Annotated in this window: 19 protein-coding genes and 1 pseudogene; 14 read left to right on the top strand and 6 right to left on the bottom strand. The window is 72.2% G+C overall.

Going from position 1 to position 25,320, the window contains the following annotated elements; genetic code table 11:
- Nucleotide 1 precedes the first annotated feature (1 nt).
- The 4 genes from PUR61_RS31430 (at nt 2) to PUR61_RS31445 (ending at nt 4,890) form a co-directional block, all read left to right on the top strand.
- Nucleotides 2-1,744 carry a YifB family Mg chelatase-like AAA ATPase gene (locus PUR61_RS31430; RefSeq protein WP_329882891.1) on the top strand — a complete coding sequence of 581 codons (1,743 nt, stop codon included), beginning with the start codon at nt 2-4 and terminating at the stop codon, nt 1,742-1,744.
- On the top strand, nt 1,741-2,946 hold the full coding sequence (gene dprA / locus PUR61_RS31435) for a DNA-processing protein DprA (RefSeq protein WP_329882892.1): 1,206 nt from the start codon (nt 1,741-1,743) through the stop codon (nt 2,944-2,946). The genes PUR61_RS31430 and dprA overlap by 4 nt, the downstream gene beginning before the upstream one ends.
- Nucleotides 2,947-3,254: 308 nt before the next feature.
- Entirely contained in the window at nt 3,255-4,172 is a 918-nt protein-coding gene (gene whiG, locus PUR61_RS31440; RefSeq protein ID WP_380361208.1) for an RNA polymerase sigma factor WhiG, read from the top strand.
- Nucleotides 4,173-4,317: 145 nt separating this feature from the next.
- Nucleotides 4,318-4,890, top strand: coding sequence for a TetR/AcrR family transcriptional regulator (locus PUR61_RS31445; RefSeq protein WP_329882919.1), 573 nt, complete (start codon nt 4,318-4,320; stop codon nt 4,888-4,890).
- Nucleotides 4,891-5,053: 163 nt separating this feature from the next.
- On the opposite strand, the pseudogene PUR61_RS31450 reads toward PUR61_RS31445, so the two are convergent.
- A pseudogene (locus tag PUR61_RS31450) lies at nt 5,054-5,782 on the bottom strand (peptidoglycan DD-metalloendopeptidase family protein); the annotation flags it as partial.
- Between the two features lie 541 nt (nt 5,783-6,323).
- Between PUR61_RS31450 and rpsB the strand changes: the two are divergent.
- The 6 genes from rpsB (at nt 6,324) to rlmN (ending at nt 12,781) form a co-directional block, all read left to right on the top strand.
- Nucleotides 6,324-7,250, top strand: coding sequence for a 30S ribosomal protein S2 (rpsB, locus tag PUR61_RS31455; protein WP_329882893.1), 927 nt, complete (start codon nt 6,324-6,326; stop codon nt 7,248-7,250).
- A 129-nt stretch (nt 7,251-7,379) separates the two neighbouring features.
- Nucleotides 7,380-8,219: a translation elongation factor Ts gene (gene tsf / locus PUR61_RS31460; protein ID WP_329882894.1), complete on the top strand. Its 840-nt coding sequence runs from the start codon at nt 7,380-7,382 to the stop codon at nt 8,217-8,219.
- Between the two features lie 260 nt (nt 8,220-8,479).
- Nucleotides 8,480-9,244, top strand: coding sequence for a UMP kinase (gene pyrH / locus PUR61_RS31465; RefSeq protein ID WP_329882895.1), 765 nt, complete (start codon nt 8,480-8,482; stop codon nt 9,242-9,244).
- Nucleotides 9,245-9,362: 118 nt separating this feature from the next.
- Entirely contained in the window at nt 9,363-9,920 is a 558-nt protein-coding gene (gene frr / locus PUR61_RS31470; RefSeq protein ID WP_329882896.1) for a ribosome recycling factor, read from the top strand.
- A gap of 440 nt (nt 9,921-10,360) precedes the next feature.
- A complete protein-coding gene (locus PUR61_RS31475) occupies nt 10,361-11,527 on the top strand; it encodes a phosphatidate cytidylyltransferase (RefSeq protein WP_329882897.1) in 1,167 nt (388 codons plus the stop codon).
- Between the two features lie 153 nt (nt 11,528-11,680).
- The gene (gene rlmN, locus PUR61_RS31480) at nt 11,681-12,781 is read left to right on the top strand and encodes a 23S rRNA (adenine(2503)-C(2))-methyltransferase RlmN (RefSeq protein WP_329882898.1); all 1,101 of its coding nucleotides are present in this window, start codon (nt 11,681-11,683) and stop codon (nt 12,779-12,781) included.
- A gap of 24 nt (nt 12,782-12,805) precedes the next feature.
- Here rlmN and PUR61_RS31485 read toward each other — a convergent pair whose 3' ends face one another.
- The 4 genes from PUR61_RS31485 to PUR61_RS31500 all read right to left on the bottom strand — a co-directional run bounded on the left by PUR61_RS31485 (nt 12,806) and on the right by PUR61_RS31500 (nt 16,925).
- Nucleotides 12,806-13,957 carry a hypothetical protein gene (locus tag PUR61_RS31485; protein ID WP_329882899.1) on the bottom strand — a complete coding sequence of 384 codons (1,152 nt, stop codon included), beginning with the start codon at nt 13,955-13,957 and terminating at the stop codon, nt 12,806-12,808.
- A 47-nt stretch (nt 13,958-14,004) separates the two neighbouring features.
- Nucleotides 14,005-14,772, bottom strand: a complete 768-nt coding sequence (locus PUR61_RS31490; RefSeq protein WP_329882900.1) for an ABC transporter ATP-binding protein — start codon at nt 14,770-14,772, stop codon at nt 14,005-14,007.
- 288 nt (nt 14,773-15,060) lie between these two features.
- A complete protein-coding gene (locus PUR61_RS31495; protein WP_329882901.1) occupies nt 15,061-16,455 on the bottom strand; it encodes an aspartate aminotransferase family protein in 1,395 nt (464 codons plus the stop codon).
- Complete coding sequence (locus tag PUR61_RS31500) at nt 16,452-16,925, bottom strand: Lrp/AsnC family transcriptional regulator (protein ID WP_030243538.1); 474 nt, start codon at nt 16,923-16,925, stop codon at nt 16,452-16,454. Before PUR61_RS31500 ends, PUR61_RS31495 begins: the two co-directional genes overlap by 4 nt.
- 297 nt (nt 16,926-17,222) lie before the next feature.
- Here PUR61_RS31500 and PUR61_RS31505 point away from each other — a divergent pair, with 297 nt between their 5' ends.
- The 3 genes from PUR61_RS31505 (at nt 17,223) to PUR61_RS31515 (ending at nt 21,591) form a co-directional block, all read left to right on the top strand.
- Nucleotides 17,223-18,668 carry a gamma-aminobutyraldehyde dehydrogenase gene (locus PUR61_RS31505; RefSeq protein ID WP_329882902.1) on the top strand — a complete coding sequence of 482 codons (1,446 nt, stop codon included), beginning with the start codon at nt 17,223-17,225 and terminating at the stop codon, nt 18,666-18,668.
- A 249-nt stretch (nt 18,669-18,917) separates the two neighbouring features.
- Complete coding sequence (locus PUR61_RS31510) at nt 18,918-20,276, top strand: aspartate aminotransferase family protein (protein WP_329882903.1); 1,359 nt, start codon at nt 18,918-18,920, stop codon at nt 20,274-20,276.
- Nucleotides 20,277-20,406: 130 nt separating this feature from the next.
- Nucleotides 20,407-21,591, top strand: a complete 1,185-nt coding sequence (locus tag PUR61_RS31515; RefSeq protein WP_329882904.1) for a polyamine ABC transporter substrate-binding protein — start codon at nt 20,407-20,409, stop codon at nt 21,589-21,591.
- A 124-nt stretch (nt 21,592-21,715) separates the two neighbouring features.
- Here the strand turns inward: PUR61_RS31515 and PUR61_RS31520 are convergent, their stop codons facing one another.
- A complete protein-coding gene (locus PUR61_RS31520) occupies nt 21,716-23,365 on the bottom strand; it encodes a PucR family transcriptional regulator (protein WP_329882905.1) in 1,650 nt (549 codons plus the stop codon).
- Nucleotides 23,366-23,789: 424 nt separating this feature from the next.
- On the opposite strand from PUR61_RS31520, the gene PUR61_RS31525 reads away from it, so the two are divergent.
- Nucleotides 23,790-25,304 (top strand): gamma-aminobutyraldehyde dehydrogenase, encoded by a 1,515-nt coding sequence (locus PUR61_RS31525; RefSeq protein ID WP_329882906.1) that lies wholly within the window; start codon nt 23,790-23,792, stop codon nt 25,302-25,304.
- The last annotated feature ends 16 nt before the right edge of the window (nt 25,305-25,320 follow it).

Here is a 25,320-nt window from a genome sequence, read left to right on the forward strand (position 1 = left end):
GATGGCCTTCGCCCGGACGTGTTCCGTCGCGCTGGTCGGCGTCGACGGCGTGATCGTCGAGGTCCAGGCCGACCTGGAGCCCGGGGTGGCGGCGTTCACCCTGGTCGGCCTGCCCGACAAGGCACTCACCGAGGCCCGCGACCGGGTGCGCGCGGCCGTCGTGAACAGCGGTGAGACCTGGCCGCAGCGGAAGCTGACCGTCGGACTGAGCCCGGCGTCGGTGCCCAAGAGCGGTAGCGGCTTCGACCTCGCGGTGGCCTGCGCCGTGCTGGCCGCCGCCGAACGGCTGGACCCCTCCGCGATCGCGGACCTGCTCGTCATCGGCGAACTCGGGCTCGACGGGCGGGTGCGCCCGGTGCGCGGGGTGCTTCCGTCGGTGCTGGCCGCCGCCGACGCGGGCTACCTGCGGGTCGTGGTGGCCGAACAGACCGCCGCCGAGGCCTCGCTCGTCCCCGGTGTCACCGTCATCGGCGTGCGGAGCCTTCGCCAGCTGGTGGCCGTACTGACCGGAGCGCCCGAACCGGAGGAGCCGCCCGACCCGGTGGGCGGGCGCCCGGACCCCCTGATGGCCGGCCTGATGCTCCCCGGGGCGGGGGTGCGCGGGCTGCCCGGCGACGCGGCGGCCCGGATGGACCTCGCCGACGTGGCCGGACAGTACGAGGCCCGCAGGGCCCTGGAGATCGCCGCCGCCGGCGGCCACCACCTGTACCTGAAGGGCCCGCCGGGTGCGGGCAAGACCATGCTGGCCGAGCGGCTGCCGTCGCTCCTCCCGCCGCTCACCCAGAAGGAGGCGCTTGAGGTCACCGCGGTCCACTCCGTGGCCGGGCTGCTCCCGGCCGGTCGGCCGCTGATCGACCGCGCGCCCTACTGCGCCCCGCACCACTCCACCACCATGCCGGCGATCGTCGGCGGGGGCAGCGGACTGCCGAGACCGGGCGCCGTCTCGTTGGCCCACCGGGGCGTCCTCTTCCTGGACGAGGCACCGGAGTTCCCGGTCCGGGTGCTCGACGCCCTGCGCCAGCCGCTGGAATCGGGCGAGGTGGTGATCGCCCGTTCGGCCGGATCGATGCGGCTGCCGTCGCGCTTCCTGCTCTGCCTGGCCGCGAACCCCTGCCCCTGCGGGCGCCACTCCCGGCGGGGAGAGGGCTGCGAATGCACGCCGGCCATGGTCAGCCGGTACCAGGGGCGGCTCTCCGGACCGTTGCTGGACCGGGTCGACCTGCAGGTCCAGGTCGCCCCGGTGACCAGGGCCGAACTGATGCAACGGGACAGCACGGCGGAGACCACCGAGATCGTCGCGGCGCGCGTCATGGCCGCGCGTGAGCGGGCGGCTGCCCGGCTGGCCGAGACCCCCTGGCGCACCAATGCCGAGGTCCCCGGTTACGAGCTCCGCACCCGTTGGCAGTTGGCGTCGGGCGCGCTGAACGACGCCGCGCGCCAACTGGAACGCGGTCTGCTGACCGCCCGCGGCCTGGACCGGGTGCTCCGGGTCGCCTGGACGGTCGCCGACCTCGCGGGCCGGGACCGCCCCGACCGGCGCGACGTCAGGACCGCGCTCGTCCTGCGCACCGGGGTCGAACAGGGGCTCCCGCTGACGGAGCGTTTCGACGGCTGGTCCGGCCCGTCCGGCCCCGCCCCGGAGGGGGACGGTGACCCGGTGGAGAAGGAGAAGCGGCCGGCCCGCCCGCGTACGGCCCGCACGAAGCCCGACCGGCGCGCGGAGATCGAGGAGACCGTCGCATGAACCGCACCGCCGACCACCGCAGGCACGGCTCGTCGCCGGGGACCAAGGGAGCCCCGGGGGTCGGGTCGGAGAGCGTTCCCGGGATCGAGCCGGAGCGTCTCGCCAGGGTGGTGCTCAGCCGCCTCAGCGAACCGGGCGACGCGGTGATCGGCCGATGGCTGGCCCGCCTCGGGGCTCCCGAGGTGCTGCGGACGATCAGGGACGGCACCGTGCCCGGCCAGCCGGGCCCGGACGCCGGCCGGTTGGCCGGATACCGGGCCCGGCTGGCCGACCTCGATCCCGTCGCCGACCTGGAACGGGTACGAGAGGCCGGTGGACGCTTCATCATTCCGGGCGACACGGAATGGCCGAGCCAGCTGGACGATCTCGGGGAGAGCCGGCCGATCGGGTTGTGGGCGGCAGGCCCCGGATCGCTGCGCCTGCTCGCCCTGCGTTCGGTCGCCGTCGTCGGCGCCCGGGCGTGCACGGCGTACGGCGCACACGTCGCCGGAGAGCTCTCCGCACAACTCGCCGAACGCGGATGGGTGGTGGTTTCCGGTGGGGCGTACGGGATCGACGCGGCGGCCCACCGCGGCGTGCTGGCGGTCGGCGGGATGACCATCGGGGTCCTCGCCTGCGGGGTGGACGTGGCCTACCCGTGGGGCAACACCGACCTGATTCGCAGGATCGCCGCCCAGGGGCTCCTGCTGAGCGAACTCCCGCCGGGGGAGCACCCCACCCGGTTCCGGTTCGTCCTGCGCAATCGGGTGATCGCCGCCCTGACCAGGGGCACGGTGGTGGTCGAGGCGGCGATGCGCAGCGGGGCACTCAGTACGGCCCGACGTGCCCGCGACCTCAACCGGCACACCATGGGCGTCGCCGGGCCGGTGACCTCGGAACTCTCGGCCGGGGTGCACGCCCTGATCCGCGGCGGCGCCACCCTGGTCACCGACGCCGCCGAGGTCGCCGAGCTGATCGGCGCGATCGGCGACGACCTGGCACCGCAGCGGAGCGGGCCGGTCCTGCAGAGGGACCTGTTGGAGCCGGAGGCGGCGCTGGTTCTGGAGGCCGTGCCGGCCACGGCGGAGGGCGCGCCGGTGGAGCGACTGGCCCGGCAGTCCGGACTCCCGCCGGACGAGGTGCTGCACCGGCTCTACGAGTTGGGTTCGCTCGGTTACATCGAGCGCCACGGAGCCCACTGGCGCCTGGTCAGGAGGAGGTGACGCGCAGGCGGGCAGGCCGTCGGGCGGACCGGTCGGGCCGGGGTTCGTCGCCGCCGGTACCCGGTTCCGGCGACACGAGTGCCACCGGATCGAGGGACGCCCGAGTGGCGGTAGCACTCTGCAGCGAGTCGGTCACGCTACGCTCGCCATGCCTTCCCTATCAGCACATGACTCGGCAGAACGGCGCAGACCAACGCATGCCCACACACATTCCGGGACACAGAGTGACCGGTGGCGCCCGGTCCTCGGGAGGGCCGCGGACCGAGCGGCGCCCCGTGACCGAGTTCCCGTCCAAGGCCACGGGCGGGATGGGGTCCCTGGCGCGGCAAGGCGGCCGACCGGCGCACACCGGGGCGCACGACGACCGGCCGGACGCGTCCGGCGCCTCCGACGACGCGTCGGCCATCGCGCCGGCCCCCGCACCGGTCGAGACCCCGGCCCCCCGCCGGGCGACGGGCGGCCAGGACCGCACGGCTCTCGAAGCGCTCTGGCGCTCCTACAAGGAGACGGGTGACCAGCGGCTGCGGGAACAACTGATCCTGCACTACTCACCACTCGTCAAGTACGTCGCGGGCCGGGTGGGGGTCGGCCTGCCCTCCAACGTGGAGCAGGCCGACTTCGTCTCCTCCGGTGTCTTCGGACTGATCGACGCGATCGAGAAGTTCGACATCGACCGCGCCATCAAGTTCGAGACCTACGCGATCAGCCGCATCCGCGGCGCGATCATCGACGAGCTCCGGGCGCTGGACTGGATCCCGCGCTCGGTGCGACAGAAGGCGAAGGCGGTCGAGCGGACGTACGCGACCCTGGAGGCCCGGCTGCGGCGGACGCCGCACGAACCCGAGGTCGCGGCCGAGATGGGCATCGCCATCGAGGACCTGCACGCCATCTTCAGTCAGCTCTCGCTCGCCAACGTGGTCGCCCTGGACGAACTGCTCCACCCCGTCGGCGAGGGCGGCGACCGGCTGAGCCTCATGGAAACTCTGGAGGACCACGGCGCCGACAACCCGGTCGAGGTGGCGGAGGACCGGGAGCTCCGCAGGCTGCTGGCGCAGGCCGTGAACACCCTGCCCGAGCGGGAGAAGACCGTGGTGACGCTCTACTACTACGAAGGGCTGACCCTCGCGGAGATCGGTCAGGTCCTCGGGGTGACCGAGAGCAGGGTCAGCCAGATCCACACGAAGTCGGTGTTGCAGTTGCGCGCCAAGCTTTCGGACATTCGGTAGGGACGCTCGGCCGTCGCGCACGCCGGGCCCGCGCCCCTGTGCCTCTTGGCGCTTCCCTTCCGCGACCTCTGCGACGCGCGGCACCGTACCGGCGCGCTGTAGGGCTCCGTACAGTGGGAGGGTGCCGAAGATCCGAGCGGCCAGTGTGGCCGAGCACCGTCAGTTGCAGCGGGCAGCTCTTCTTGATGCTGCCCGCAGTCTCCTCACCGAAGGAGGCATGGAAGGGCTGAGCTTCCCCGCGCTCGCCGCGCGTACGGGGCTCGCGCGTTCCTCGGTGTACGAGTACTTCCGTTCCCGTGCGGCGGTGGTCGAAGCGCTCTGCGAGGTCGACTTCCCGCTCTGGGCGGCCGAGATCGAGGCCGGCATGGAGAGCTGCGACACTGCGGCCGAGCGGATCGAGTCCTATGTCCGCGGGCAGTTGCTGCTGGCCGCGGACCCGCGCCACCGGGCGGTCGCCGCGATCTCCGCGCTGGAACTCGACGACGCGGCCCGTGAACGCATCCGGGCGGCGCACGGGAAGCTGGCCGGACTGGTGGTCCAGGCGCTGGAGGACTTCGGACACGAGCGGCCGAGGCTCGCCGCAGCGCTGCTCCAGGGAATCGTCGAGGCGGCCGTCCGGCAGTCCGAGCAGCGCGCGGCCGGCGGGCGGGCCGAGAGCCCCGAGGTGATCGCGGACGCCGCCGTCGCCCTCGCCCTGTACGGGCTCGGGCCCAGCTGACCCCTTCTCCCACCCCGGGTGGTGAGGGTGTGGCCGAGCCCGGGCCGCCGTCCGCGCCATCCGCTCCGCCGTCCGCGCCGCCGCCCGGGTGACCCCCCGGATCGTCGCCGAGCGGTAGCAGGCGGGCAGTGCCGGCGCCGAGCAGGGCCGGCGGGTCGAGGTACCGCCTGCCGCGCAGCAGGCCCCAGTGCAGGCAGGACCCGTCGGCGCAGTGGCCGACACCGGTGGTGAGCCGCCCGATCACCTGGCCCGCCGCCACCGGGGTGCCCACCGGGACGCTGCCGGTCACCGGCAGGTAGGTGGTGCGCAGTGGTGGAGCCGGAGGCGTGGCGGACGTCGGGTGGGTGACCGTGACCACGGGGCGGCCCGCCACTGGTCCCGCGAACGTCACCACGCCCGGTGCCGCCGACCGGACGTCCGCGCCGGGCGCGGCGGCCAGGTCGACGCCCCGGTGGCCGGCGGCATAGGGGCCGGCCGGCGCATCGAACCGGTCGACGATCTCGCCCGGCCAGCCCTGGGGACCGTCCACCGGCCATGACCGCTGCTGCCCCCGGTTCCCGCTTTCGGTCCCGCCCCCTCTCCCTTGTCCGTCGACCCCGACCCCGGCCCCGACCCCGTCACCCTGACCGCCGTTCCCGCTGACGGACTCCTCGGCCGCATGCCCCGCCGGTCCGGGCAGGACGGTCAGCAGCAGCGCCGTCAAGGTCAGCAGCGCGAGCAGCAGCACCCTGTGGCCGTGTCCGGGACCCTGCCCGGGCGGCGGGAGCGCCAGCAGGGGGCCCGCACCCGAGCCGGCACCCGAGAAGCCGCGCCCTGAGGGACCGCGCCCCGAGAAGCCGCGCCCTACGGAACCGCGGCGTGCACCGACCGAAACACCCGTCATAGCCGTCATGCGGTCGAGGCTCCCCGTGCCGCCCCCGCCCCACCAGCCCTGTTCCGGTTCCTGTGGACAACCGGCCCCTGTGGACAGCGGCTGTCCCCCCAACGGGTGCAAGCCGTCGGCGTACGAGGGCCCGGGAGACCCGCCCCGTGTCCTCGTACGCTTCCCGCCCGTACCGGCGCGGGCGGCCCTGCCGGGGGGCGCCCGCCTGTCGTGGAGTCGCTCGGCGCTCGGCGCTTCCCGTACACTTCACACGCGACCCGGTCCGCCGGGTCGACTTCGCACGCCCCGCCACCGGTGGACAGAAGCGGCCCCGGCCGCCACCCTCCGCCAGGTGCGAGTGCCGCTCGGTCCGCCGAGCCCGGACGGTCCCAGGACCGCTCGGGTGGAAGCGGCTCGGCACGTTCGGGGCGTCAGGCGTGGCTGTCACCTGGCTGCCACGAACAAAACCGAGCCTGACCCGGCCGTTCGCAGACGCCGAGCGGGGAGCGCCACCGCGCCTACCGCCACGCAGCTGTGCCAGAGCCGGGCGCAACACCTGAGGAGCACGGCTATGGCCGTCGTCACGATGCGGGAGCTGCTTGAGAGCGGCGTCCACTTCGGTCACCAGACCCGCCGCTGGAACCCGAAGATGAAGCGCTTCATCATCACCGAGCGCAACGGCATCTACATCATCGACCTCCTGCAGTCGCTGAACTACATCGACCGCGCCTTCGAGTTCATCAAGGAGACCGTTGCCCACGGCGGCAGCGTCCTCTTCGTCGGCACGAAGAAGCAGGCCCAGGAGGCCATCGCCGAGCAGGCCACCCGCGTGGGCATGCCCTACGTGAACCAGCGCTGGCTCGGCGGCATGCTGACCAACTTCTCGACCGTCTACAAGCGCCTGCAGCGCCTCAAGGAGCTCGGCGAGCTGGACTTCTCGGACGTGGCCGGTTCCGGCCTCACCAAGAAGGAGCTCCTGGTCCTCCAGCGCGAGCACGACAAGCTGGAGAAGACCCTCGGCGGTATCCGTGACATGCAGCGCGTTCCCAGCGCTGTCTGGATCGTGGACACCAAGAAGGAGCACATCGCGGTCGGCGAGGCCCGGAAGCTCAACATCCCGGTCGTCGCCATCCTCGACACCAACTGCGACCCCGACGAGGTCGACTACAAGATCCCGGGCAACGACGACGCGATCCGCTCCGTCACCCTGCTGACCCGCGTGATCGCCGACGCCGTCGCCGAGGGCCTCAAGTCCCGCGCGGGTGTCGCCAAGGGCGACGTGAAGGCCGAGCCGGGCGCCGACCAGCCGCTGGCCGACTGGGAGAAGGACATCCTGGAGGGCGAGAAGAAGGCTGAGGAGGCTCCGGCCGCCGAGGCCGAGGCCACCGAGGCCCCCGCCGTCGAGGCCACCGAGGCTCCGGCCGTCGAGGCCGAGGTCACCGAGGCCCCCGAGGCCCCGGCCGCCGAGGTCACCGAGGCTCCGGCCGAGCAGGCCTGACGTACCAAGGGTGAGGGGCACCCACCGGTACGACACCGGTCGGTGCCCCTCTCTCCCGTGCCTGGGCCGAACCAGCGGCCCAGGCACAACCCCACGCAGACACGCGAGACGCGAGAAGAGATTCACACCATGGCGAACTTCACCGCCGCGGACGTCAAGAAGCTCCGTGAGCTCACCGGCGCCGGCATGATGGACTGCAAGAAGGCCCTGGACGAGGCCGAGGGCAACGTCGAGAAGGCCGTCGAGCTTCTGCGCATCAAGGGCCAGAAGGGCGTTGCCAAGCGCGAGGGCCGTGACGCCTCCAACGGCGCCGTCGCCGCGCTGATCGCCGACGACAAGAAGTCCGGCGTTCTGGTCGAGCTCAACTGCGAGACCGACTTCGTCGCCAAGGGTGACAACTTCGTGAAGGTCGCCGACGCGATCGCCACCCACGTCGCCAAGACCGCCCCGGCCGACCTGGACGCCGCTCTGGCCTCCGAGATCGAGGCCGGCAAGACCGTCCAGCAGTTCGTGGACGAGGCCAACGCGACCCTGGGTGAGAAGATCGTCTTCCGCCGCTTCGCGCAGTTCGACGGTGACGGCTTCGTCGCGGTCTACCTGCACAAGACCAGCCCCGACCTCCCGCCGGCCGTCGGTGTCCTGGTCGAGCTGGACAAGGAGAACGCCGAGGTCGCCAAGGACGTCGCGCAGCACATCGCCGCGTTCGCGCCGAAGTACCTCTCGCGCGAGGACATCCCGGCCGAGGACCTGGAGAACGAGCGCCGCGTCGCCGAGGCCACCGCCCGCGAGGAGGGCAAGCCGGAGGCCGCCCTGCCGAAGATCGTCGAGGGTCGCGTCACGGGCTTCGTGAAGGAGAACTCCGTCCTGGAGCAGGCCTTCGCGAAGGACAACAAGAAGTCCGTCGCCAAGGTCCTCGAGGAGAACGGCGTCGCCCTCAAGCGCTTCGCCCGCTTCCGCGTCGGCGCCTGAGCCACGTTCCACCGGACTCCCGGCGAGCTTAGGCTGGGAACCGCCCCCGCCCGCTGATCAGGGCGGGCGGGACGCGCCGAACGGGCTCACCCAGCGCCACATCCGTGGGCGGGCCGCGTCGGCAGCATGAACGACGAGGAGGCCATTGCCGTGCAGGACACCGAACCGGTTCCCGCGGCAGTGGCCTCCTCGCGTGTACGCGCAGGCCGGGGATCCGCACATCCACGCCTGTGAACCAGTAGGTGTAGAAGGAGAAGTCCATGCAGGAGACGCAGGAGACCGCGCAGGACACCCAGACCGGTTCGCGTCGCCGGGTGATGCTGAAGCTGTCCGGTGAGGCGTTCGCCGGTGGTGGCGGACTCGGCGTCGACCCCGACGTCGTGCACGCGATCGCCCGCGAGATCGCCACGGTCGTCCGCGCCGGCACCGAGGTCGCGGTGGTCATCGGCGGCGGTAACTTCTTCCGCGGCGCGGAGCTGCAGGTCCGCGGTATGGACCGGGCCCGCTCGGACTACATGGGCATGCTCGGCACGGTCATGAACTGCCTCGCGCTCCAGGACTTCCTGGTCAAGGAGGGCATCGAGACCCGGGTCCAGACCGCCATCACCATGGGCCAGGTCGCCGAACCGTACCTGCCCCTGCGCGCCGTCCGGCACCTGGAGAAGGGCCGTGTGGTGATCTTCGGCGCCGGTATGGGCATGCCGTACTTCTCCACCGACACCACCGCCGTCCAGCGGGCCCTGGAAATCCACGCCGACGTGCTGCTGATGGGCAAGAACGGTGTGGACGGCGTCTACGACTCCGACCCGCGGACCAACCCGGACGCGGTCAAGTTCGACGCGCTGGAGTACTCCGAGGTCATCACCCGCGACCTGAAGGTCGCCGACCTCACCGCGATCACGCTGTGCAAGGACAACAACCTCCCGATGCTGGTCTTCGAGCTGCTGGCGGAGGGCAATATCGCGCGTGCGGTGAAGAGTGAGAAGATCGGCACACTCATCAGCCAGGATTCTGTCCGGGCCTGAGCAGCAACCAGCCGTACGGGTCGGTGACGACCGGGCGTGGTCAGCGTGATCACCGCGTCCGGCCGTGACGCCGATACCGGTCGGGACAACCGCAGATCAACCGGACAGGGAGTACACAGTGATCGAAGAGACCCTCCTCGAGGCCGAGGAGAAGATGGAGAAGGCCGTCGTCGTCGCCAAGGACGACTTCGCCGCCATCCGTACGGGCCGCGCCCACCCGGCGATGTTCGCCAAGATCGTGGCCGAGTACTACGGTGCCGTGACGCCGATCAACCAGCTGGCCTCCTTCTCCGTGCCGGAGCCGCGGATGGCGGTCGTCTCGCCGTTCGACAAGACCGCGCTGAAGGCCATCGAGCAGGCGATCCGCGACTCCGACCTGGGCGTCAACCCGTCCAACGACGGTTCCATCATCCGGGTGGTGCTGCCCGAGCTCACCGAGGAGCGCCGCCGGGAGTTCATCAAGGTCGCCCGCGGCAAGGGCGAGGACGCCAAGGTCTCGATCCGCGCCGTGCGCCGCAAGGCCAAGGACGCCATCGACAAGCTGGTCAAGGACGGCGAGGTCGGCGAGGACGACGGTCGCCGCGGGGAGAAGGAGCTCGACGACACCACGGCCAAGTACGTGGCCGCCGTCGACGAGCTGCTGAAGCACAAGGAAGCCGAGCTGCTCGAAGTCTGATGAACGACGCCCCTGACGCCCCTGGCTATTGGGGCCCATCCGACCAGCAGTACCCGCCGTACCAGCCGCACCGGCCTGCGCAGACACCGAACGCGCCTGCGCAGGCCCCCGGTGCGGCGGCGCCCGGCACGCCGGCGCCCGCGCCCTACCGGGAGGCCCCGGGACAGCACGCGGCCCCGGCGCAGCCGCACGGACGGCACGGGGCACCGGAGCAGCACGCGGCCCCGGACGGGTTCGGGGCTTCCGAGCGGTACGGAGCCCCGGACCAGTACGGCAACCAGTACGGCACCCCGGAGCAGTACGGGGCCCCGGAACAGCAGGGCGTCCGAGGGCCGTACGACGGCCCGGGACGGCACGGCGCGGGTGACCCCGGCCACCGAACGGGTCACTCCCAGCAGTCTCCGGTGTACTGGGGCGCCGACGCGGAGGAGACTCAGGTCATGCCTCCCGTAGCGGCCGACGCGGGACCCCGGCCGGGAGCCCGGCCCGGGCCCGATCCCGCCGAGGGGCCGGTCCGGGAAGCCGGCCGGCTGAGCGGTCCGCTGTTCCGGGACGAGCAGCCCGGCCCGGCGGAGCCGGGTTCGTCGGAGACGGTCGTGCTGCGCGCGATCACCGACGACACCGCCCCCGCCCCCGGTGCCCGGCCCTACCAGGGCGCCGCGGCGTACCCGGTGCCCCCGGGTCACCCGGCGGCGCCTCACCCTGCGGCGGGGCAGCCCCACCCCGTGCCGTCGTTCCACCCAGGGCAGGAGACATCCGTGGCGCAGCCCGACCCGCAGCCGCAACAGCGCAAGCAGCGCGGTGGTCGCAATCTCCAGGCCGCGATAGGCGTGGGTGTCGGCCTCGGCGCGGTGATCGTTGCCTCGTTGTTCTTCGTCAAGGCCCTGTTCCTCGTCGTGGTGATCGCGGCGGTGTCGGTCGGCATCTGGGAGCTGACCAGCCGGCTGGCCGAGCGCAAGGAGATCAAGGCGCCGCTCGTCCCGCTGGTCGCGGGTGGCATCGCGATGGTCGCCACCGGCTACTGGTCGGGGATCCAGTGGGCGGCCGCTTCGCTCGCGCTGACCGGACTGGCGGTGATGGTCTGGCGGATGGCCGAGCCGCCGGAGAACTACCTGCGGGACATAACGGCCGGCATCTTCACCGCCTTCTACGTCCCCTTCCTGGCCACCTTCGTGGCGATGATGCTGGCGGCCGACGACGGCCCGCAGCGGATCGTGCTCTTCCTGATCGTCACGGTCTGCAGTGACACCGGGGCCTACGCGGTGGGCTACAAGTTCGGCAGGACCAAGCTGGCGCCGACGATCAGCCCGGGCAAGACCCGTGAGGGCCTGGCCGGCGGTATCGGCCTGTCGATGCTGGCGGGCGCGCTGCTGATGCAGTTCGTGATCGACGACGGCAGCTGGTGGCAGGGTCTGATCCTGGGCGGTTGCGCGGCGGTCACCGCGACCCTGGGTGACCTGGGCGAGTCGATGATCAAGCGCGACCTCGGCATCAAGGACATGGGCACGCTGCTGCCCGGTCACGGCGGCATCATGGACCGGCTGGACTCGCTGCTGCCGACCGCCCCGGTGGTCTGGCTGCTGCTGGCGGCCTTCGTCGGCAGCTGAGCCGCAGGCCGGAGGACGGTGCCCGCAGGCCGGCCCCGGAGGCCGGACCAGGGCCGCGATCAGGGCTTCGACCAGGGCTTCGACCAGAGGTGTGAGCAGGGCCCCGGACGCCAGGCGTCCGGGGCCCGCGCCGTCTGCGACACTGGATGAACCATGCCTAAGCCCGGAGAACTCACCTTTGCCGCGCCGCGCGGCGCGAAGCCCCCGCGACACCTCGCCGACCTGAGCCCCACCGAGCGCAAGGAGGCCGTCGCCGAGCTGGGCGAGCAGCCGTTCCGCTCGAAGCAGCTCTCCAACCACTACTTCGGCCGGATGTCGAACGACCCGGCGAGCTGGACGGACATCCCCGCCGCCAGCCGGGAGAAGCTCACCGAGGCCCTGCTGCCCGAGCTCATGTCGGTGGTCCGCCACGTGTCCTGCGACGACGACACCACCCGTAAGACGCTCTGGAAGCTGTTCGACGGCACCCTCGTCGAGTCGGTGCTGATGCGCTACCCGGACCGGGTCACCATGTGCATCAGCTCGCAGGCCGGATGCGGCATGAACTGCCCGTTCTGCGCGACCGGACAGGCCGGGCTGACCCGGAACCTCTCCACCGCCGAGATCGTCGAGCAGATCGCCGCCGGGATGCGCGCGCTCAAGGACGGCGAGATCCCGGGCGGTGAGGCGCGGCTCTCCAACGTGGTCTTCATGGGCATGGGCGAGCCGCTCGCGAACTACAACCGCGTGCTGGCCTCGATCCGCCGTCTGACCGACCCGGCGCCGGACGGCTTCGGTCTCTCCCAGCGGGGCATCACGGTCTCCACCGTCGGGCTGGTCCCGGCGATGAACCGGCTGGCGGACGAAGGACTCAGCTGCCGCCTGGCGCTCTCGCTGCACGCCCCGGACGACGAGCTGCGCGACGAGCTGGTGCCGGTCAACACCCGGTGGAAGGTCGCCGAGGTGTTGGACGCGGCGTGGAACTACGCGGAGAAGTCCGGCCGCCGGATTTCCATCGAGTACGCGCTGATCAAGGACATCAACGACCAGGCGTGGCGGGCGGACCTGCTCGGCCGGCTGATCAAGAACCATCGGGTGCACGTCAACCTGATCCCGCTGAACCCGACCCCGGGCTCCAAGTGGACGGCCTCCCGGCCCGAGGACGAGCGCGAGTTCGTCCGGAGGCTGCAGTCCCACGGAGTGCCGACCACCGTCCGGGACACCCGTGGCCAGGAGATCGACGGCGCCTGCGGCCAGCTCGCCGCAGCAGGCTGAGCCGGAGCGATCCGAGCGGCGGGGTCAGCGCAGGCCGGCTGCGGCCAGCGCCGCGGTGGCCCCGCCGGTGACCAGCAGGACCGTGCCGACCATCAGTGTCCGCAGTGCGACCGCGCCGAACAGTATCCGGGGTGCGACGCCGAGCCGCAGCAAGGTCTCGGCGACCCCTCGGCGGGAGGTGCGCAGTTCGGCCAGCCGGGCCGCCACCGCGGCGACTGCGCAGCCCAGCACGAGAGCCGCCTCGATCGCGGGCAGGACGTCCGCGCTGCCCGGCTCGCCGATCCAGTAGCGGACGGTGGTGAGCACCACCGCGAGCACCAGGGTGAGTACCGCGAGCGGCGGACCGAGCCGGCGGGCCTGCGCGGTCAGGCCGCGCCCGGCGAGCAGGCGCAGCGGGGTGGGCCGGCCGAGTGCGAGCAGCCGGCCGGCCCATCCGAGCAGCGGCCCCGTGAGCAGGGCGAGGCCCAGGGCACCGGCGATCCAGCCGCCGAGGGCCGCGGTGCTGGTGGTGCCGAGCCCGGCCGGCAGGTGGATCGGGCGGCCGTCGGCGGCGGCGCCGGGCCGGAGGGCGATCAGTTCCAGGGCGAGGCCGATCACGGCGAGGCCGACCGGCAGGGCGAGCCGCCAGGGGCCGAACCCGGTCGGCTCGGGCCCGGGGCGACCGGGCAGGGTCTCGGCGTGCGAGACCGCGCCGGCCGCCGCGATCCCGGCGGTGAGCGGGACGAGGGCGAGCAGGGTCACCGGCGCGGCGGCCGGGAGCGGTACGCCCATGCCGAGTTCGTCGGCGAGCGCCGGACCGGCGATGTCGTTGCGCAGGACCAGGAAGACCAGCAGGGTCAGGACGGAGCCGGCGCCGCAGGCGAGCGCGACCTCGCCGGCGATCAGGGCCCGGATCCGGGCGGATCCGGCGCCGGCGGCGGTGAGGCCGGTGATCCGTTCGGGCCACCGGGCCGGGACGGCGCGGGCGGCGACGGCGGCGAACCAGCCGACGGCGGCCAGTGGCGGCAGGCACCAGAGCAGCCGGGGGAGGGCGCCGGTGCCACCGAGCGGCTCGCTCATCGCGCGGCCGAGGGCGCGCAGGAGGAAGGCGGCGACGACCGCGCCGGCCAGGGCGGTCAGCAGCCAGCGGCCGAGGTCGAGGGCCCGGTAGCCCCGGGCCAGACGGAGATAGAACACGTCGACTCTTTCAGCGGCGGGCGGCGGGCGGCGGGCGATAGGCGTCGTCAGCGGCCGGTGGCGGGGACGGCGGAGGGCCCGGCGGCTCCGGTGCCTCCGGCGGCGACGGGGCCGCCGCGGGTGACGGGCGCGGCAGGGGCGGACGGCCGGCCGTCGACGAGCGCGACGGAACGGTCCGCGTACCGGACGAGCTCGGGGTCGTGGGTGGCCAGCACGAGGGTGAGCTGGTGCGAGCGGGCCGCGCTGGTCAGTATCCGCATGACCTGTTCGGCGGTCTCGCGGTGCAGCGGGGCGGTCGGGTCGTCGGCGAAGACGACCGGCGGCAGCGGGGCGAGCGCGCGGGCGACGGCGACCCGCTGCCGCTGGCCCTGCACCAGTCGATCCGGCCGGACCTTGGCGAGCTCGCCGATGTCGAGGCGCTCCAGCCACTCGTCGGCGGCGGTGTAGGCGGCCTTGCCGCCGGCCCCGGCGAGCAGCAGCGGCAGGGCGACGTTCTCGCGGGCGGTCAGTTCGGGCACCAGGTGCGGTTCGGAGCCGACGAAGCCGAAGCGGTCGCGGCGGAGCCGTTCCCGGCCGGCCCGGCTCAGGGTGTGTACGGGGGAGCTGTTGAACCAGACCTCGCCCTCGTCGACCGGGAGGAGCGCGGAGAGACAGCCGAGCAGAGTGCTCTTGCCGGAGCCGCGCGGACCGGTGACGGCGAGCACCTCGCCCTCCCGTACACCGATCGAGACGCCGCGCAGCGCGGGAGTGCCGTGATGGGACTTGACGATCCCCCGGGCCCACAGCACGTCGTTGTCAGGAGGGGACGCTGACATGAGGTTCCATCCTGGGTGGCCGCAGGGATATGACAGTCGTCAGATTAGAACGATCGGGCCTGGGCGCGGGTGCGGCACACTGGCCCATCAGGGGCAAATCACCCGGAATCAGGCGTGTTTGATCGAAGAACCGGTCGTGAAAACCGTCGGGGACGGTCCGGAGGAACGGCGGGCGGGGGAGCAGGCGGGCGGTGGCCCGCGACCGGGTGCCGGGGGAAACGCCGCAGGGCGGCCCCGCGGGAAGCGGGACCGCCCTGCGGCGGAGGGTGGGGAAGGAGGCTCGGACCGTCAGATCTTCGCCCACGCGTCGGTGAGGCTGGTCCGCAGGATCTGCTCGATCTCGTCGAAGGTCGACTGGTCGGAGATCAGCGGCGGGGCCAGCTGGACGACCGGGTCGCCACGGTCGTCGGCGCGGCAGTACAGGCCGTTGTCGAAGAGCGCCTTCGACAGGAAGCCGTAGAGGACGCGCTCGACCTCGTCGTCGTTGAACGACTCCTTGGTGGCCTTGTCCTTCACGAGCTCGATGCCGTAGAAGTACCCGTTGCCGCGGACGTCGCCGACGATCGGCAGGTCGCGCAGCTTGTTCAGGGTGCCGAGGAAGTTCGCCTCGTTGTCGAGGACGTGCTGGTTCAGGCCCTCGCGCTCGAAGATGTCGAGGTTGGCCAGCGCCACCGCGGAGGAGACCGGGTGGCCACCGAAGGTGTAGCCGTGCAGGAAGGTGTTGTCACCCTTGTAGAACGGCTCGGCGAGGCGGTCCGAGATGATCGTGGCGCCGATCGGGGAGTACCCCGAGGTCATGCCCTTGGCGCAGGTGATCATGTCGGGCTGGTAGCCGAACTTGTCGGCGCCGAACATGGTGCCGAGGCGGCCGAAGGCGCAGATGACCTCGTCCGAGACCAGCAGCACGTCGTGGCGGTCGCAGATCTCGCGCAGGCGCTGGAAGTACCCGGGCGGCGGCGGGAAGCAGCCGCCGGCGTTCTGCACCGGCTCGACGAAGACGGCGGCGACGGTGTCGGCGCCCTCGTTGAGGATCGCGACCTCGATCTCGTCGGCGCACCAGCGGCCGTACGCCTCGGGGTCGACCGTGCCGTCGGGGCCGGCCAGGAAGGCCGGGGCGCGGTAGATGTTGGTGTTCGGGGCCTTGTGGGTGCCCGGCACCAGCGGCTCGAACGGGGCCTTCAGGCCCGGCAGGCCGGTGATGGAGAGGGCGCCCTGCGGGGTGCCGTGGTAGGCGACGGCGCGCGAGATGACCTTGTACTTGGTCGGCTTGCCGGTCAGCTTGAAGTACTGCTTGGCAAGCTTCCATGCGGTCTCGACGGCCTCGCCGCCACCGGTGGAGAAGAAGACCTTGTTGAGGTCGCCCGGGGCGTAGTTGGCCAGGCGCTCGGCCAGCTCGACGGCCTTCGGGTGGGCGTAGCTCCACACCGGGAAGAAGGCGAGCTCCTTGGCCTGCTTGGCGGCGGCCTCGGCGAGCTCCTCACGGCCGTGGCCGGCCTGGACGACGAACAGGCCGGCGAGGCCGTCGAGGTACTTGCGGCCCTTGTCGTCCCAGACGTAGGTGCCCTCGCCCTTGACGATCGTCGGCACGGGAGAGTTCTCGTACGACGACATGCGGGTGAAGTGCATCCACAGGTGGTCGTAGGCGGTCTTGGAAAGGTCCTTCTGCGCCGGGTCGGCTGTCATCGGGTGCCCCAGGTGTAGGTCTGTTTCCGGAGCTTCAGGTAAACGAAGCTCTCGGTGCTCCGCACGCCGGGAAGCGCGCGGATGCGCTTGTTGATCAGTTCGAGCAGGTGCTCGTCGTCCTCGCAGACCAGTTCGGCCAGGAGATCGAACGAGCCTGCGGTGCAGACGACGTAGTCGACCTCGTCGAGGGCGGCCAACGCGTCGGCGACGGGTTCGATGTCGCCTTCGACCCGGATCCCGACCATCGCCTGGCGGGTGAAGCCGACGGTGAGCGGGTCCGTGACGGCGACGATCTGCATCACGCCCTGGTCGAGCAGCTTCTGGACGCGCTGTCGTACGGCCGCCTCGGACAGGCCGACGGCCTTGCCGATGGCGGCGTACGGGCGGCGCCCGTCCTCCTGGAGCTGCTCGATGATCGCCTTGGAGGCGGCGTCGAGGGGAACGCTGGCGTTCCGGTCGCGGTTGGCCACGCCGCAACTGTGCCTGATCAGGATCGTGTTCGCAAGCTCGGGATCTGCTGATTTCGTCGTGATCTTGGAAATCGGATGCGGATTTCATCGCACCCACGTGACCGATCTGTCGATACCGGCAGTCGAACGGTTAACCTGACCCGGTACCCGCGTGGCTCCGCAGGGCCGCGCGAACTACCCCACCAGTGGACCGTGCCGCCGCTGGCCCGGCCACTCGGCGCCCTTCGTCGGCCGGACCGGTCGACGTACCATGGCGCCGGATTCTGCAACGCCGCAGGCCGAGACCGAGGAGAGACCGTGAGCGACCTTCGCACGCTGCGCAACTACATCAACGGTGAGTTCGTCGACGCGGCGGACGGCCGCACGCTCGACATCGTCGACCCCACCACCGGCGAGGTCTACGCGACGTCCCCGCTGTCCGGTGCCTCCGACGTGGACTCCGCCATGGCCAGTGCCGCAGCCGCGTTCCCGCTCTGGCGCGACGCCACTCCGAGCACCCGGCAGAAGCTGCTGCTGAAGATCGCCGACGCGGTCGAGGCGCGTGCCGACGAGATCGTCGACGTCGAGTGTCGCAACACGGGCAAGCCGCGGTCGCTGACGCTCTCCGAGGAGATCGGCCCGATGGTCGACCAGCTCCGGTTCTTCGCCGGTGCCGCCCGTCTGCTGGAGGGCAAGGCCGCCGGTGAGTACATGGACGGCATGACCTCGATCGTCCGCCGCGAGCCGGTCGGCGTCTGCGCCCAGGTGGCGCCGTGGAACTACCCGATGATGATGGCCGTCTGGAAGTTCGCCCCGGCCATCGCCGCCGGCAACACCGTGGTGCTGAAGCCCTCCGACACCACCCCCGCCTCCACGGTGCTGCTGGCCGAGATCATCGGCGGCGTCCTGAGGGACCTGGGGCTGCCGGCCGGCGTCTTCAACGTGATCTGCGGCGACCGGGAGACCGGCAAGGCCATGGTCGAGCACCCCACCCCGGCGATGGCCTCGATCACCGGCTCGGTGCGGGCCGGCATCTCGGTCGCCGAGTCCGCCTCCAAGGACGTCAAGCGCGTCCACCTGGAGCTGGGCGGCAAGGCCCCGGTCGTGGTCTTCGAGGACGCCGACATCGCCGAGGCGGTCGAGGGCATCTCCGTGGCGGGCTTCTTCAACGCCGGCCAGGACTGCACCGCCGCCACCCGCGTGCTGGTGCACGAGTCGATCCACGACGCGTTCGTCGAGGCGCTGGCCAAGGCCGCGGCCGAGACCAAGACCGGCGGCGTGGACGACGAGGACGTGCTCTACGGCCCGCTGAACAACGCCAACCAGCTGACGCAGGTCACCGGCTTCATCGAGCGCCTGCCGAAGCACGCCAAGGTCGAGGCCGGTGGCCACCGGGTCGGCGACAAGGGCTACTTCTACGCCCCGACCGTCGTCTCCGGGCTGAACCAGGACGACGAGATCATCCAGAACGAGGTCTTCGGCCCGGTCATCACCGTGCAGCGGTTCTCCGACGAGGACCAGGCCGTCGACTACGCCAACGGCGTCGAGTACGCGCTGGCCTCCTCGGTCTGGACCAAGGACCACGCCCGCGCGATGCGGATGTCCCGCCGGCTGGACTTCGGCTGCGTCTGGATCAACACCCACATCCCGCTGGTCGCCGAGATGCCGCACGGTGGTTTCAAGAAGTCCGGCTACGGCAAGGACCTCTCCTCCTACGGCTTCGAGGACTACACCCGCGTGAAGCACGTCATGACCGCGATCTAGCGGGTCTTGACGGTCGGGTGCTGTATGACCGCGATCTAGCGGGTCTTGACGGTCGGGTGCTGCATGACCGATCCAGCGGGTCGTGACGGCCGGGCACAGGATGCCTGCGATCTGATGTTCGGGTGATCCGACGATGGGCCCGGGTCCTTGCGACCCGGGCCCTGTGTCTTTGCACCCTGTCGGCCGTTCGGGTGACCGCCTGACAGGATGCGCCTGCACTTCGGCGGCCGGACTCCCTAGCCTTGCCGCATGAGCATCCCCACCGCCGACCCAGCCGCCGGCCAGGCCGTCAAGGCAGCCGACCGCGCGCACGTCTTCCACTCGTGGTCCGCCCAGGCCCTGATCGACCCCCTCGCGGTGGCCGGCGCCGAGGGCTCGTACTTCTGGGACTACGACGGAAACCGCTACCTCGACTTCTCCTCGCAGCTGGTGAACACCAACATCGGTCACCAGCACCCGAAGGTGGTCGCGGCGATCCAGGAGCAGGCGGCGAAGCTCTGCACCATCGCTCCCGGCTTCGCGGTGGAGTCCCGCAGCGAGGCCGCCCGGCTGATCGCCGAGCGGACCCCGGGCGACCTCGACCGGATCTTCTTCACCAACGGCGGCGCCGAGGCCAACGAGAACGCCATCCGGCTGGCCCGGCTGCACACCGGCCGTCAGAAGGTGCTCGCCACCTACCGCTCGTACCACGGTGCCACCGCCAACGCGATCGCCCTCACCGGCGACCCGCGCCGCTGGGCCAACGAGACCGGTGTCTCCGGCATCGTGCACTTCTGGGGGCCGTACGCCTACCGCTCCAACTTCCACGCCGAGAACGAGGCGCAGGAGTCCGAGCGCGCGCTGGCGCACCTGGAGCAGGTGATCGCGTTCGAGGGCCCGGGCACCGTCGCGGCGATCATCCTGGAGACGGTGGTCGGCACCGCCGGCATCCTCGTCCCGCCGCCCGGCTACCTGGCCGGCGTCCGGGAGATCTGCAACCGTTACGGCATCGTCTTCATCCTGGACGAGGTGATGGCCGGCTTCGGCCGTACCGGCGCCTGGTTCGCCGCCGACCACTGGGACGTCACCCCGGACCTGCTCACCTTCGCCAAGGGCGTCAACTCGGGCTACGTCCCGCTCGGCGGCGTGGCGATCAGCGCGGAGATCGCCGCGACCTTCGCCGAGCGGCCGTTCCCCGGCGGGCTCACCTACTCCGGTCACCCGCTGGCCTGCGCCTCGGCGATCGCCACGATCAACGCGATGGCCGAGGAGGGCATCGTCGAGAACGCCCGGCACATCGGCGAGACGGTGATCGGCCCCGGCCTGCGCGAGCTGGCCGAGCGCCACCCCTCGATCGGCGAGGTGCGCGGGCTCGGCGTGTTCTGGGCCCTCGACCTGGTGAAGGACCGCGCCACCCGCGAGCCGCTGGTGCCGTACAACGCGGCCGGTGCGGCCAACGCGCCGATGGCCGAGCTGGCCGCCGCGTGCAAGCGGCGCGGGCTCTGGCCGTTCGTCAACATGAACCGCTTCCACGTCGTCCCCCCGTGCACGGTGACCGAGGAGGAGGCCAAGTCGGGTCTCGCGGTGCTCGACGAGGTGCTCTCGCTGACCGACGCGCACACCGTCTGACCCGTAGGGCGGCCGGCCGAGCCGCAGCCCGTTCGGCGGGGCGGCACCACGGCACACGGCAGCACCAGAACCGACCGGGCGGCCCCGGGTGCCCGCGCGCCCGGGGCCGCCCCACGCCCCGGAGGCTCCCATGTCCCCCACCACCCCGACCCGCCGTGCCCTGACCCGCCGCAGCGTGCTCGGCACCGCCGGGCTGCTCGGCGCCGGCACCCTCACGGGCTGCGGAATCCCGTCCGCGTACGTCGCCGAGGAACGCCGGTCCGCCCCCGACCGCTCCGGGGACGAGCCGCGGCTGGTCTTCTCCAACTGGACCCAGTACATCGACGCCGACGACGACGGACGGCGCCCGACTCTGGACGCCTTCACCGAGCGGACCGGGATCGCCGTCACCTACACCGAGGACATCAACGACAACGACGAGTTCTTCGGCAAGATGGGCCCGGTGCTCACCCAGGGCACCGACCCCGGCCGGGACCTCATGGTGGTCAGCGACTGGATGGCCGGACGGTACGTCTCGCTCGGCTGGGTGCAGACCCTGGACCGGGCCAACCTGCCCCACGTCACCGCCCACCTGGATCCGCAGCTGGCGGCGCCGGCCTTCGACCCCGGACGGCGGCGGAGCGTGCCGTGGCAGTCCGGGATCACCGGCATCGCTTACAACCGCAAGGAACTCGGCCGCGAGTTGCGCTCCACCGCCGACCTCTGGGCGCCCGACCTCAAGGGCCGGGTCACCCTGTTCGCCGGACTGGACGAGGCGCTCGGACTGCTGATGCTCGCCCACGGCGCCGACATCGCCGCGTTCACCGCGGACGACGCGCACCGGGCCATGGACCAGGTGCAGAAGATGGTCGACACCCGGCACGTCCGGCGTTTCACCGGCAACGACTACACCAGCGACCTGGCCTCCGGCGCCGCGCTGGCCTGCCAGGCGTACTCGGGGGACGCCGTCCAGCTGATGGCGGAGAACCCGGACCTCGACTTCGTGGTGCCGGAGGAGGGCGGCGAGCTCTGGGCGGAGAGCCTGCTGGTCCCCAACCGGGCCGGGCACAAGCGCAACGCGGAGCAGCTGATCGACCACTACTACCAGCCGGAGGTGGCCGCCGAGCTGGCCGCCGCCGTGCAGTACATCTGCCCGGTGCCCGCCGCCCGCGAGGTGCTCGCCGCCAGCGGGGAGAAGGAGAAGGCGGAGCTGGCCGAGCACCCGCTGGTCTTCCCGACCGAGGAGATGCGCGCGCGGCTGCACACCATGCGCGACGTCACCTCGGCGGAGCGGCCCGTCCTTCACAAGGTCTGGGGCCGGATCACCGGCGTCTGACACTGTGACACCCGGCGCCCTGACACCCTGACACCCAGCGACCCGCCGACCCGGTGACCCCCGGCCCGCCGACCCGGCGCCGAGGCGGGCCGTACGGGGCGGCCCGCCTCGCGGCGGGTCACGCTCAGCGCCGGACGGCGTCCAGCGCGAGCAGGGCGACGTGCAGCGACAGGCAGGACTCCACCTGGTCGAGGTCGACCCCGAGGATCCGTTCGACCTTGTGCAGCCGGTCGTAGAAGGACGGCCGGGACAGGTGCGCGGCATCGGCCGCCGCCGACTTGTTCCGGCCCTGCTCCAGATAGATCCGCAGCATCCGGACCAGCTGGCCGTTGTGCTCCGCGTCGTAGGCGAGCAGCGGGCCCAGCTCGCGTTCCACGTAGGTCTGCAGCCGGGCGTCGTCGCGCAGGAGGTGCAGCAGGCCGCGCAGCCGGACGTCGGGCAGCCGGTAGTACGCCGCCGCCCGGCCGCCGGGCGCGTCGTGCAGGGCGGCGTCGGCGACCTGGGTGGCTTCCAGCAGGGTTCGCCGGGCGTCGCGGACCGAGCCGACCGAGGAGCCGACCGCGACGACGGGGGACGGCGCGGCCGCGTCGCGTGCGGCCTCGGCGGCCAGCCTTCGCAGCGCCGCCGCGAAGGCGTCCAGCGAGGCGTGTTCCTCCTGCTGGGGGCCGAGGGCGATCAGGACGCCGACGCCCTCGTCGTCCAGCGCGCCGACCAGGGCGGAGAGCCGGCAGGCGCGGACCGCGCTCGCCGCCAGCTCGGTGAAGTCGCGCAGCCGGGCCTGTGCCTCCAGCGCGGCGGGGATCGGGCCGCGGCGCTGCCGCAGCACCACGCCGACCAGTCGGCGGCTCTCCAGCGGGACGCCGAGCGCCTGGGCGCGCAGGGCCACCTCGGAGACGGTGAGGGCGTGGGTGAGGATGCCGGAGAGCAGGGTGCGGTGGGTCTGCCGCTCCAGGCTCTCCCGGTCGCGGACCACCAGCCGGTTGAGGGCCAGGGCGGAGGCGCCGCGTTCCAGCAGCATGGTGTTCGGGTGCGGGCCGTCGTCGGGCAGCGGCCCGGGGTCCTGGACCAGGACCAGCCGCCCCCAGTCCTGGCCGCGGGCGCCGACCGTGGTGACCAGCCAGCCGCTGCGCGGGTCGTGGCCGGTGCGGCCGGGCGGGCGGACCCCGCGCGAGCGGCGTTCCCAGTCCTCCAGCAGGTCGGCCTCGGGCCGGCCTGCGGGGTCGTGGGTCAGCACCTGGTGGGCGAGGTTCTCCAGGACGACCGGGGCACCCGCTATCCGGGCGACCTGGCGGACCACCTCGACCGGTTCGGCGCCCTCCACGACGAGCTCGTTGAAGACCTGGTGGATCGCCTCCGAGGTGCGCAGCTGCTCCAGCTGGGCGTTGACCACCAGGGCGTGCACCGCTTCGGTGACGGCGACGAAGCGCAGCTCGCGGCGGAGCGCGATCAGGGGCAGGCCCCGCTGTTCGGCGGCGTGCACCAGGGCCCGCGGCAGCGTGTCGAAGTAGCGCCGGCCGAACTCGATGACCAGCCCGGCGACGCCGACGTCGGCGAGGTCGCGGACGTAGCGGGCCAGTCCCTCGCGGTCCTCGGGGAGGGCGATGCCGGTGCTGAGGACCAGCTCGCCGCCCTGGAGCACGCCGGCGACGTCGGGCAGCTCGCTGACGTGCACCCAGCGGACCGGGCGTTCCAGATGGGCGGCGCCGGCGACCACCTGGGGCAGGCCGCGCCGCATCACCTCCAGGTCCAGGACATGGGCGACGGTGGGGAGCATCGCTGCCTCCAGGGTTCAGAGTGTCAGGTAAATCATCCATCCCGGCGACGACCTGTCGCCCCGGCCGAACCTTTGCACCCTGTAAGGCCCTGAGCTTCGAGGTTGGCGGAGTGACCCTTGTCACGCCCCTGCGGCATTGGGCATGGTCAGCGGGTCGGCTGTGGCGAAACACGGGCATCACCCCCGGAATCCGTGGCGTAACCAGAAAGCAACAGCGGAATCCCTTGCCGGACCCCCATCGGTCTTGCCAGGATCGCGGATCCCGGCGACCTGTCGGAACGGATTCCCCTGGACCGCGGGCGCGGCGACTCGACCAGTCCGACCACGCCGAACGGGCCCCTCGTCCACCGGCGCGTGCGGCCCCGCAGGGATGATCAAGGACGCCGTACGGGCGGTCGAACCACCGGGAACTTGGAGGAACCAGATGGACCTGACCGATTTCGGCGCGGGCGCGCAGTACATCGCGGGCCGGTCGGACCGGGGGAGGGGCGAGCCCTTCCAGGTCGTCAACCCCGCCGACGGCAGCGTGGTCGAGCAGGTCACCCTCGCCTCCACCGGGCAGGTCGACGAGGCCGTCGCCGCCGCCCGGGCCGCGCTGCCGGAGTGGGCGGGTGCCACCCCCGGCGCACGCTCCGAGGCACTCACCCGGCTGGCCGCCGTCCTCACCGGCGCCGCCGGCGACCTGGCCCGGGTGGAGACCGCGCAGACCGGCAAGCCGATCAAGCTCTCCACCGAGTTCGACGTCCCCGGGACGATCGACAACACCGCCTTCTTCGCCGGCGCCGCCCGCAACCTGGAGGGCCGGGCGGCCGGCGAGTACTCCGGTGACCACACCTCGTACGTGCGGCGCGAGCCGATCGGCGTGATCGGCTCGATCTCGCCGTGGAACTACCCGCTGCAGATGGCCGCCTGGAAGGTCCTCCCGGCGATCGCGGCGGGCAACACCGTCGTCCTGAAGCCGGCCGAGCTGACCCCGCTGACCTCGCTGATGTTCGCCCGGGCCTGCACCCTGGCCGGCATCCCGGACGGCGTGGTCAACGTGGTCACCGGCGCCGGGCGGACCGCCGGGGAGCACCTGGTCGCCCACCCGGACGTCGCGATGGTCTCCTTCACGGGCTCCACCCCGGTGGGCCGCCGGGTCGCCGAGCTGGCCGCCGCGACCGTCAAGCGGACCCACCTGGAGCTCGGCGGCAAGGCCCCCTTCGTGGTCTTCGACGACGCCGACCTGGACGCCGCCGTGCACGGCGCGGTCGCCGCCTCGCTGATCAACAGCGGCCAGGACTGCACCGCCGCCACCCGCGCCTACGTCCAGCGGCCGCTCTACGACGCCTTCGTGACCGGCGTCGCCGAGCTGTACCGGGCCGTCCGGGTGGGCGACCCGCTGAACCCGCGGACCGACCTCGGCCCGCTGGTCTCCCACACCCACCGGGACCGGGTGGCCGGCTTCGTCGAGCGCGCCCGTGCGGCCGGCGCCACCGTGGTCACCGGCGGCGCGACCGGCAGCGAGGGCCACGACGGCACCGACCTCACCCCCGGCGCCTACTACCTGCCGACCCTGATCACCGGTGCCGCGCAGGACAGCGAGGTCGTCCAGGGCGAGATCTTCGGCCCGGTGCTGGTGGTGCTGCCCTTCGACACCGACGACGAGGGCCTGCGGCTGGCCAACGACACCCCCTTCGGCCTGGCCGCCTCCGCCTGGACCGGCAACGTCCACCGCTCGCTGCGCGCCACCCGCGAGCTCGCGGCCGGCTGCGTCTGGGTGAACGACCACATCCCGATCATCAGCGAGATGCCGCACGGGGGCTACAAGTCCTCCGGCTACGGCAAGGACATGTCCCAGTACTCGATGGACGAGTACACCCAGGTCAAGCACGTCATGTTCGACACCACCGCTCTGGCGCGCAAGGACTGGCACCGCACCGTCTTCGGAGACAGATAACCCCCGGGGGACCCCC

Origin of the sequence: Streptomyces sp. BE20, from assembly GCF_036322525.1 — a bacterium.
Taxonomy (GTDB): domain Bacteria; phylum Actinomycetota; class Actinomycetes; order Streptomycetales; family Streptomycetaceae; genus Kitasatospora.